This is a genomic window from Streptomyces diversicolor, assembly GCF_057537855.1.
On record NZ_BAAJXA010000048.1, the window covers coordinates 62,424 to 71,676 of the forward strand.

General features: G+C 69.1%; 10 protein-coding genes. 2 read left to right on the plus strand and 8 right to left on the minus strand.

Features of this window, described 5'->3' with window-relative positions; all coding sequences use genetic code 11:
• Nucleotides 1-16: 16 nt before the first annotated feature.
• From AC27LF_RS38215 to AC27LF_RS38225, 3 genes are all read right to left on the minus strand, one after another.
• A complete protein-coding gene (locus tag AC27LF_RS38215; RefSeq protein WP_479661568.1) occupies nt 17-760 on the minus strand; it encodes a TIGR03943 family putative permease subunit in 744 nt (247 codons plus the stop codon).
• Entirely contained in the window at nt 757-1,758 is a 1,002-nt protein-coding gene (locus tag AC27LF_RS38220) for a permease (RefSeq protein WP_479661579.1), read from the minus strand. Before AC27LF_RS38220 ends, AC27LF_RS38215 begins: the two co-directional genes overlap by 4 nt.
• A 172-nt stretch (nt 1,759-1,930) precedes the next feature.
• Nucleotides 1,931-3,274 (minus strand): helix-turn-helix domain-containing protein, encoded by a 1,344-nt coding sequence (locus AC27LF_RS38225; RefSeq protein ID WP_479661569.1) that lies wholly within the window; start codon nt 3,272-3,274, stop codon nt 1,931-1,933.
• Nucleotides 3,275-3,773: 499 nt separating this feature from the next.
• On the opposite strand from AC27LF_RS38225, the gene AC27LF_RS38230 reads away from it, so the two are divergent.
• Nucleotides 3,774-4,106, plus strand: a complete 333-nt coding sequence (locus tag AC27LF_RS38230; protein ID WP_479661570.1) for a DUF4333 domain-containing protein — start codon at nt 3,774-3,776, stop codon at nt 4,104-4,106.
• A gap of 10 nt (nt 4,107-4,116) precedes the next feature.
• On the opposite strand, the gene AC27LF_RS38235 is transcribed toward AC27LF_RS38230, so the two are convergent.
• From AC27LF_RS38235 to AC27LF_RS38250, 4 genes are all read right to left on the minus strand, one after another.
• Complete coding sequence (locus tag AC27LF_RS38235) at nt 4,117-4,329, minus strand: GNAT family N-acetyltransferase (protein ID WP_479661571.1); 213 nt, start codon at nt 4,327-4,329, stop codon at nt 4,117-4,119.
• Nucleotides 4,330-4,390: 61 nt separating this feature from the next.
• Nucleotides 4,391-4,582 carry a DUF397 domain-containing protein gene (locus tag AC27LF_RS38240; protein WP_479661572.1) on the minus strand — a complete coding sequence of 64 codons (192 nt, stop codon included), beginning with the start codon at nt 4,580-4,582 and terminating at the stop codon, nt 4,391-4,393.
• A gap of 32 nt (nt 4,583-4,614) precedes the next feature.
• Entirely contained in the window at nt 4,615-4,776 is a 162-nt protein-coding gene (locus tag AC27LF_RS38245) for a DUF397 domain-containing protein (RefSeq protein WP_479661573.1), read from the minus strand.
• Nucleotides 4,766-5,614, minus strand: coding sequence for a helix-turn-helix domain-containing protein (locus AC27LF_RS38250; RefSeq protein WP_479661574.1), 849 nt, complete (start codon nt 5,612-5,614; stop codon nt 4,766-4,768). The genes AC27LF_RS38245 and AC27LF_RS38250 overlap by 11 nt, the downstream gene beginning before the upstream one ends.
• A gap of 287 nt (nt 5,615-5,901) precedes the next feature.
• Between AC27LF_RS38250 and AC27LF_RS38255 the strand changes: the two genes are divergently transcribed.
• Nucleotides 5,902-7,176, plus strand: coding sequence for an MFS transporter (locus tag AC27LF_RS38255; RefSeq protein WP_479661575.1), 1,275 nt, complete (start codon nt 5,902-5,904; stop codon nt 7,174-7,176).
• 487 nt (nt 7,177-7,663) lie between these two features.
• Here AC27LF_RS38255 and AC27LF_RS38260 read toward each other — a convergent pair whose 3' ends face one another.
• Nucleotides 7,664-9,067, minus strand: a complete 1,404-nt coding sequence (locus tag AC27LF_RS38260; protein WP_479661576.1) for a VanZ family protein — start codon at nt 9,065-9,067, stop codon at nt 7,664-7,666.
• Nucleotides 9,068-9,253: the final 186 nt, after the last annotated feature.

A 9,253-nucleotide genomic window follows, 5' to 3' on the forward strand; every position in this document is an offset into this window, starting at 1 on the left:
CTGACGGGACGTCTTCTCAGCGTTTTTCGTAGGGGTCCGCGGGCTGCCGGACCGTCCGTATCGAGCCGGCTGTCAGCACGGGCGGCCAGGCGGCGTCCGTGCCGAGCGCGCCCGTCGGGTGCCAGGTGCCGGTGACGGTGACCCAGGTGTCGGTCGGCGGCGGGCTCTGCGCGGCGGCACCGCGAACCTCGACCTTGCTGGTGGTGGCGTCGGCGGCGCAGCAGGTGACGTGCAGCCGGGTGACGTACCAGGTGCCGCCGTCGCCGCGGGTGACGAAGCCGGTCAGCCGGACGGTGCGGCCCGCGAGCGAGCGCCCGCTGTCGTAGACGGCACGGGAGGTGAACTGGCCCAGGGTGAGGTCGACCGGGTCTCCGGACGGCAGCGCGGGGAAGGTGCCGACGCCCTGGGCCGCCCGTTGGGCCGCCTCGCGCTCGGCGCTGTAGGAGCCGAGTGCGGGCGGCGGGAACAACAGCAGGGCGAGCGCGGGCAGCGCGAGCAGCCAGGCGACGCGGGGACCGGCCGGGCCGTGGCGGTGGCCGTGGTGGTCGGCCTCGGCGCCCGGCTCCCCGTGTCGCGGCGGGGTCCGGCCGGTCAGGAGCGCCGCCGTCAGGCCCAGCAGCACCAGCGTCACCCCGGAAACGATCAGATAGGGGCGCAGGGCCGCCTGGACGTAGCGCAGGTACAGGTTGCCGAAGACCGTGATGCGCAGCACCGCGGCGCCCGTCAGGACCAGCAGCACGGCGGGTCCGTACCGTCTCACAGCAGCCACCACCCCGTCAGGACGCTGCTCGTCACGGCCACCACCCAGGTCGCCGAGGAGAAGCGCAGAGCGAAGGACCGGCCGAACGCGCCCGCCTGGAGCGCGATCAGCTTCAGGTCGACCATCGGGCCCACCACCATGAACGCCAGCCGGGCGGTGGGCGAGAAGGCGCTGAGCGAGGCCGCGACGAACGCGTCCGCCTCGCTGCACACGCACAGCACGACCGCGAGCACGGCCAGCACCGCCACCGACACCCAGGCGGAACCGGTGAACGTGTCCAGCACGGACCACGGGACGGCGATGTTGAAGGTGGCCGCCGCTGCCGCGCCCACCACCAGGAAGCCCCCCGCGTGCAGGAAGTCGTGCTGGAGTCCGGCGAGGAAGGCCCGGGGACCGGATGCCTCGACGGACCCGCCCGGCTTCGGCGTCCGCAGCCACTCGTCGCGGCCGAAGCGGGCCCACAGCCAGCCCATCACCACGGCGGTCGCGAGCGAGGCGACGAGCCGGGCGAGGACCATCTCGGGCTGCCCGGGGAAGGCGATGGACGTCGCGACCAGCACCACCGGGTTGATGGCGGGCGCCGACAGCAGGAAGGCGAGGGCCGCCGCGGGGGCGACCCCGCGCCGCATCAGACTGCCCGCTACCGGCACCGACGCGCACTCGCAGCCGGGCAGCACGATGCCCGCGGCACCGGCGACGGGCACGGCGAGGGCCTGCCGGCGCGGCAGCAGGGCGCTGAACACCCGTTCCGGCACGAAGGCGCCGATGGCCGCGGACACGACGGTCCCCAGCAGCAGGAAGGGCACCCCCTGCACGGCGATCGCGGTGAACACCGTCCACCAGGCGGCGACCGGAGGGGTGTAGAGGTCGAGGGCGAGCATCGGTGCGAGGACGGAGACCACTGCGAGGATCACGAGAAGCGCGCCGCCGCCGAGGACCACCTGAACGAGCACACGGAGCCCGAAGCGCAGGCCGAACCCGAGCCCGCCCCGGAACACGCCGCCGGGAGCCGTGTCGCGTCCCTCGCAAAGACCGCGCCCGGATCCGTCTGCCTGGCGCACGCTCACCCCGTGCTCGGCATGTGCCTGCTGTTCCACGTACGCCGTTCCCGCCCCTGTGCCGCTGTCACGGGCAGGCTAACCGGTGCCGCTGTGCGCCGCCCGTGGTCCGTCACAAGGGCGGTTGTGCGGGGGCCGGACCGAGGGTGGTGGTGCCCGGGGCCGTACGGTGTCCGAGGCCGGTCCGGTAGGCGTCCAGCGCGGCCTCCACCCGCCCGGTGCGGCGCAGCAGGTCGCCGAGGAGCCGGCACAGGTCGGCGAGGTCACCGGCGGCACCGGCCCGTTCCAGCAGGCTCAGCGCGCGCACGTAGTGCTCCTCGGCGGCCTCCGTGTCCCGGGCGTCCTCGGCGATGATGCCGAGCAGCCGGTGTGCGCCGGCCGAGTGCACGGCGCCCCGCTCGGAGGAGAGGTCGCCGAGCACGCCGTGCAGCAGTTCGGCCGCCTCCTGCGACTTGCCGCGCCGGTGCAGCACGTCGGCGAGTTCGACGGCGACCTGACTGCTGTAGAGGGCGGCGCGCTTGGCGGACAGCATCGCCAGCGCCTCCCTCAACTCGGCTTCGGCGCGCTCCAGTTCGCCGTCCTGCGCGTACACGTAGCCACGCATCCAGTGGCAGTTGGCGAGTTCGGTACGGATCTGCAGCTGGCGGTACAGCTCGGCGGCCTTGGCCAGCGAGGCGTCGGCCTCGGCGACCCGGCCCTCGGCGAGCAGGGTGCGGGCGACGGAGCGGTGCATGCGGGCCACAAGCGCGGGGTCGGCGACCTGCGGGGCGAGCGCGAGGGCGAACTCGGCGGCCTGGGCGGCGCGGGCCTGGGCGCCCATGTCCATGTAGGGGCCGATGACGCTGGCGTAGAGCAGCAGCAGCGCGTCGGGATCGTGCAGCCCGCCCCGGTTCAGCTCGTCCAGGGTGGACTCCAGCAGATAGACGGCGTACCGGAGTTCACCGGTCAGGTAGTGGGCGACGGCGCGGCCGCGTACGGCGGGCACCCGGACCGGCAGCGGCTCTTCGGCCATGTGTTTCTCGGCCCGCTCGAAGTACTCCCGCGCCTCGGCCAGGTCGCCGGTGTCCAGGGCGCACTCGCCGAGCCCGAGCAGCGCGGTGGCCTGCTCGTGGGCGAGCCCGTGGGCCTCGGCCTCGGCGCACAGGGCGGCGTACTGGCCGGCCGCCTCCTTGGCCGCCCCGGTGGCCAGGGTGCGCTGCGCCTCGGTGAGCCGCAGCCGCAGATCGGTCGCGAGGTGCGCGGGCCGTCCGATGGCCAGTTCCTCGAAGGCGACGCCGAGCCGGCCCGCGATGTGCCGCAGCGCGTCGTCGGAGGCCCGCACCCGCCCGGCCTCCAGGGTGGAGATGTAGGCGGGCGTGTACGCGGGTTCCGCAAGCTGCCGCTGCGTCAGCCCCTGTGCGGTGCGCAGTTGTTGCACCCGTCGTCCGACGGTCTCCGGATCGTCTCGCTCCTGCATCCTGCGGCTCCCCCAACTGCCCCTGGGCCCCTTGCCGTTAGGCCCGTTCAACCCCTAGGTTAAACGGAGGGTTAAGCATGTTTAATACGCCGCTGATGTTGCGAGGTAGCCGTGCTCGGACGTTCATCCGTGCGTGACGGACGCCCCACCGCATTCCCCCACCTCCGGCTCCGTTCGCTCAAGGGAACCGCCGCCGCCCGCGGCCTGGTCGCGGCCGTACTGGCGGCTGCCGCCCTGATCACCGCCGCGAACGCCGGCCCGGCGAGGGCGAACCAGGAGCCCCCGCCGACGGTCACCCAGCAGTCACCGTCACACTGAGATACGGCAGCGCCCCGAAGGGGCGCGGGGAACTGCGCGACCAGCCACGACGGCGCCGCAGACGACCGACGGCACACCGCGGCCCTTCCAGCGGAGCGCTTGTGTGCCCGCGGTGGAGGGTCCGGGGTTTTCCGGATCAGGCGGATTGCCGGCCGGCCGCCTGACGGATAGGACTGTCCGTGTGTCTGATCAACGGAACGTCGCGCGTACGGTGCTGGCGCTCTCCTCGGTCGTGGTCGCCGGCTGCGCGGTGGCGATCACGGTCAAGGTGATGAGCGCGGACCCCCAGCCGAGGGTGCTGGACCAGGACGGACTGGAGCGGCAGGTGATGGCCGACATCCAGGGCGGCCGGCCCGGCCCCGCCGACCGGCTGTCCTGTCCCGCCTCCGTCGTGGCCGAGAAGGGCAACACGTTCGAGTGCCGCTACTGGGACGCGAAGTTCCGCACCACGAAGACCGTGAAGGTCGAGGTCGTCAGCGACCAGGGCGACATCTCGGCGACATTCCTCGGCTGAGCCAGGAGTCTCACGTCGTGCTGGTGCCGATCCGGTAGACGATCTTCTCGTTGTCCTCCTCGAACCCGAGCGACCGGTAGAAGGTGCGCGCGTCCGAGTTCACCCGGTCCGTCATCCATTCCATGCGGGTGCAGCCAGGGCGTGCGGCGGCAATGCCACGCAACTCACTCATCAGCCGGGCCCCGATGCCCTCGCGTCTCGACCGAACGGTTCGGCCGGCCAAGCCGACAGCGCGGGCACAGGCGTTCGTGGTGCCTGTGCCCGTTCTGCCGTGTGTGGTCAGCTCACTTGAGGTGACGCAAGAAGGCGCCCCATGCCTGCGGCGCGACGGCGAACCGGCCCGCCTCGGGGTTCTTGGAGTCCCGGACGGCGACGAACGCGGAGAGGTCGGCGACCTCAACGCAATCGCCGCCGGTGTTGCCGCTGTAGCTGGACTTGCGCCACGTCACGGTGCTGAGTTGCTGGCCGTTCTCCATAGCGTTCCTCCAACACAGGGGGTCGCTCTAGGTCACTTCAGGTCACGCAGAAACGCGGTCCATGCCTCCGGCGCGACGGCGAACCGCCCCGCCTGGAGGTCCTTGGAGTCACGGACGGCGACCTGGCCGCCGAGGTCGGCGACCTCGACGCACTCACCGCCGTTGGTGCTGCTGTAGCTGGACTTACGCCACATCACAGACTTCGTCTGCTGACTGGTCTCCATAACGGTCCTCCAACACGCCAGCGATCAGGTCGGCCGAGTCCTCCGGAGAGAGGGCGGTGGCCTGCAAACGAGCGTAACCGACGGAACGCTCCCTGATCAGTGATGGATTGGCCGTCATGTGCCCCTGGTCGTAACTCTCGGAGTAGTGAAGATCGGGGTCGCCGTCAAAGCGCAGCAGTGTGAACGCGCCTCTCATGCCCGTGTGCGCCCCAACTTCGAACGGCAGCACTTGGAGATGCACCCACGGGTTGTCCCGGAAGGTCAGCAGATGCTCTAGCTGCTCGCGCATCACCGCACGGCCGCCGACCGTCTGGAGCAACACCGACTCGTCCATGACCACCCACAGGACCGGTGACTGCTCCCGCTTCAGGATGCGCTGCCGCTCCATCCGTGCCGCAACCATCTCCACGACCCGATCCGGGTAGTCCACCTCCAGCAGAGCCGCCGCGTACGCCTGCGTCTGGAGCAGCCCGTACACCAGCTGGCACTGATAGGTGGAGATGTAGCCGGCCTTCGCCTCCATCTCCGCGTGGGGCTGAAACCACGTAGGCAACTGGCTGCGCAGCACCAGCCCCACCAACCGAGTGAAGCAACCGTCGGTCATCAGGGCCGCGTCCACCCGTTCGGCGAACTCTCTCGTCGGTACCTTCTGCGTGGTCTCGATCTGGCCGATCAGTGACCCCGTGCAGAAGACGATCCCGCCGAGTTCCTTCTGCGTCAGCCCCGCTTCTTCCCGTTTTCGGCGCAGCTCGTAGCCGAAGTAGTCCAACGGCGATGCGCTCGGGTCGAGTTCGCGGATGTGCACCATGTAGCGGAGCGTAACCGACCCATTCCGGTCAGGTGGGGGAAATCACAAAACCGACCGCGGCAAGGACCCTGCTCTACCTCGCGCCGATCGCACCGCCAACGCCGTGGCCGATCGCTGACGGCTGCCGAAGAGGGTGGGCATCGTGGTGCATCGGCGACAGGTGATCTCCCTGTTGCCCTAGGGTTGGCGCCTGTCCCGGTGCCGTTCTGGTGCCGGGTCTCGTGCTTGCTGGGCGGAGTTGGATCATGCGCATGCCGTGGTGGCCGGTTCGGGGCAGCTCTTCTCCGGTGCCACGCATACGACTGCGCACCAGGCTCAGGGAAGCGGGGGCGCCGCTCGCCGTCCGCGCGTTCCGACTGCACTTCACGGCCCGGATGCTGTCCTGGACCGGCTCGTCCGTGGCTCCGATCGGCATGGCGTTCGCGGTGCTGCACCTCGGCGGAGGGGCAGCCGGACTCGGTCTGGTACTCGCGGCCAGCATGGCGCCGCAGATCCTGCTCCTGCTGGTCGGCGGTGTGGTCGCCGACCGGTGGTCGCGCGCCGCCGTGATGGTATGGACGAATGTCCTCAGCGCCACGGTGGAGGGCGTCGCGGCCGTCCTGCTGTGGTCCGGTACGGCGCAGGTGTGGCATCTGGTGGCGGTGTCCGCCTTGTGCGGAGCGGCGAGCAGCTTCTTCACCCCGGCAGCAGGCGGCGTCGTGGTGGACGTGGTACCGGCCGAGATGCGGTACTCGGCGAACGCCCTGCTCAAGATCGGCCAGAACATGGTCAAGATCGCGGGTCCTGCGGTGGGCGGCGTCCTGGTCGCCGCCGTCGGGTCGAGCTGGGTGATCGGCTGGGACGCGCTCACGTTCGCGGGCGCGGCCGTTCTGTGTGCTCGTCTCGACCTGGCGCCCGCGAAGGCGAAGGTACGCACCGGGTTCGTGGCTGATCTGCGGGAGGGATGGGACGACTTCTGGTCGCGGCGCTGGCTGTGGGTGATGGTGCTTCAGGGCGCCGTCGTCGTGCCGGTGTGGCTGGTCGGCTACCAGATGCTCGGGCCGGTCTACGGCAAGGACTATCTGGGCGGCGCCGCGGGGTGGGGGCTGGTGGTCAGCGCCTTCACCGGCGGCTTGGTGCTCGGCGCTGGTGCGGCCCTGACATGGAAGGTGCGGCGCGTCGGCGTGGTGGTGTGCGTGGGGACGGGCGCGATGTCGCTGCCGCTGGCGGCGATGGCCGCCCATCTGCCGCTCGTGCTCGTGGCGTTCGCCGCGTGCGCGGCCGGGACCGGTCTGTCCCTGAGCATGACGGTCTGGGCGAGCCTGGTCCAGGAGCGCGTCCCCGAGGAGAAGCTGAGCCGGATCATGTCGTACTCCACGCTCGGTCAGGTGTTGCCGGTCCCGCTGGGGTATCTGACTGCCGGGCCGGCGAGCGCGCACTTCGGGGTGCGGGCGACACTCGCCGCCGGGGCCGCCGCCATCGTGGCCGCCATGATCGTGCCGTTGCTGTTGCGTCAGGTCCGGGCGCTGACCCTCGCCCCGGTGGAAGTGGCGGAGAAGACGCTGGTGAGCGCGCCGAGGTAGAAGGCCCGGTTGGTCTCAACCGCCGCTGTGAAGCTGCGCAGGCCGCGGTCGCGGGCGGCGGCATCGCGTTCATCGACACCGGCGTCCGCGGGCAGGCCCCAGAGGCCGAGCAGGTGGGCGGCGATCCGGTCGGCGGCGAGATGGGGGGGTGCCCACTTCGCCCCCGGACCTCGTCACGATCACCCCCGGCACACAACCCTGCTCGCGGCAGCCCTGGCCTTCTTGCCACCGCCCTGAGACTCCGCCCGGCCTCGCCCCGCTCCACCCGTTGTCGCCACCTGTCTGCTGTTCCGCCCTCCGCGGAAGCCGTCAGCCATGCTGACGGTCGCTCAGGAACCCTTGAAGGGGGCGCACCATCGTGGCGTCGGCCGCCGCGTCCGGGAACGGCTGCTCCACCAGGAGCCTGACGCTCCTCTTTCACAATCTCTCAATATTGGCCGGAGTGCTCACGAAGCGGTCGAGGGTCGGGACTCATCGATAGGGGGCGTCAGCTGACTTTGAGGGGCTGTCCGGATGCGTCGTACACCTGCCCAGTGATGGCGTTCACGCGGTACATATCAACAGCCGTCTCCGCCTGCGAATCACCGCTCATCCCATCGCTGGGCCACGTCAGGTTCACAAGCCAATTCGGTTGCCAACTACCGTCTTGCTCGACCGCTTTTACAGTAACAGCTTTTGTGTGGAATTCTGCGCCAGTGTTTCCATTGGCTCGGAGCCGTACGGCTACCGCTTCGCTTACTGCCTTTTCGGCCTGCCTGGCGTCAAGCTTGGCTTTGGGGATCTCTGCCCGAGTCGGACCAAGGGTGACGTCAATCTGAGAAACATGTCCAGCCCTATCTACCTGGACGTCCAGCATTCTGGGCATCAGAACGTTGTTGTGAGTCCATCTCCAGTTCGTCATCCAGCCAAGCGCGGCCTTTTCCCCTACGGGGAACGTTTCCTTCATGGTCGCACTTATAGCCCACGGATACTTTCGCTGGGCGTAAGACTTCGCGATTCGCGAGGCTTCTATATCGGTAAACGGTGCTTTCGCGCCTGCCACCGGGTATCCCATGACAGTCGACCGGTCGCTGTTCTCCAACTGTATATTCAGGTGCTTTTTGTCCGGCCAGGAAAGGCTGCCGCTACCGTAGGCTTCGGGGTGTCCCTCTTCCCGGCTGTGCAGGTTGAAGGTGATGTTGGTGCATGAGGGGACCCCACACGGCTGCTCGTACACCTGTCCGATCTTGTAACGGTCGCCGAATGCCTCTTTTACGGCGGCCTGAACGGCCTCCTTCTGCTCGGAGTCTGCGTCGGCGAGGCTGCTACCGTCCACGTTTGTGAAGTCCAGCATCGGGCGCGCAACTCCCGATCCCAAGAGGAGCAGTGCCGCGAAGGCAATCAAAGTCCCCTTCATGCCTGCCTGCCAGGTCAGCGAGCTGCCGATTGCGAGGGAAATCGCAGCGATGGCAAGCCCTATCAAACCACCGATAATATTCATCTCGGCGTCCGAGCTATCACATACGCGCCCCAGGCCATTAACGGTGGCTTGAGTGAACTCGATGGCCAGGGGTAGCGCGACGACGCCGAACAGAACAGGAAGCGGGCGACGGATGGCCAAGAGTGCGCATGCCCCGACGGGCACCATCATCGCAAGGTTCCACAGCCCTTGCGTCGTATGGAAGGGCTCGGCGAACTTATGGTTAATGACACACACGCCGCTAGCCGAGCCGCCGCCCATAAACGTGACCCCGAGGACGCCGGTGAGAGTAAAGACAAGTCCGGACCACCATGCGCCATGAGGGTTTCTTCGTTTATGGGCGACCGTCCATGCTAGGCCGCCGCAAATGAGGCCGATCAATGTGCACACGACCAGATAGCCGATGTGGTGTTGGAAGATCGCGGAGAACATGGCGTGGTTCCTTGCGTGGTCAGGTCAAGGCGAGCGGCACTGAGGGCAAGGCCCCGCCCTGGCGGGCGGGGCCTGCAGGGCTCTGGTTTAGCAGTGCGAGGCAGGCGTCTGGTACACGCCGCCGCTGTACTGAAGCATGCCGACTATGCTTGAGCAGTAGGCGGCGGCCCCCAGCGACCACGTCTT

Bases quoted from the DNA above. Each gene is read 5' to 3' on its own strand.
- AC27LF_RS38225 (WP_479661569.1), bottom strand. From the start codon at position 3,274: ATGCAGGAGCGAGACGATCCGGAGACCGTCGGACGACGGGTGCAACAA.
- AC27LF_RS38240 (WP_479661572.1), bottom strand. From the start codon at position 4,582: ATGGAGAACGGCCAGCAACTCAGCACCGTGACGTGGCGCAAGTCCAGC.
- AC27LF_RS38245 (WP_479661573.1), bottom strand. From the start codon at position 4,776: ATGTGGCGTAAGTCCAGCTACAGCAGCACCAACGGCGGTGAGTGCGTC.
- AC27LF_RS38250 (WP_479661574.1), bottom strand. From the start codon at position 5,614: ATGGTGCACATCCGCGAACTCGACCCGAGCGCATCGCCGTTGGACTAC.
- AC27LF_RS38260 (WP_479661576.1), bottom strand. From the start codon at position 9,067: ATGTTCTCCGCGATCTTCCAACACCACATCGGCTATCTGGTCGTGTGC.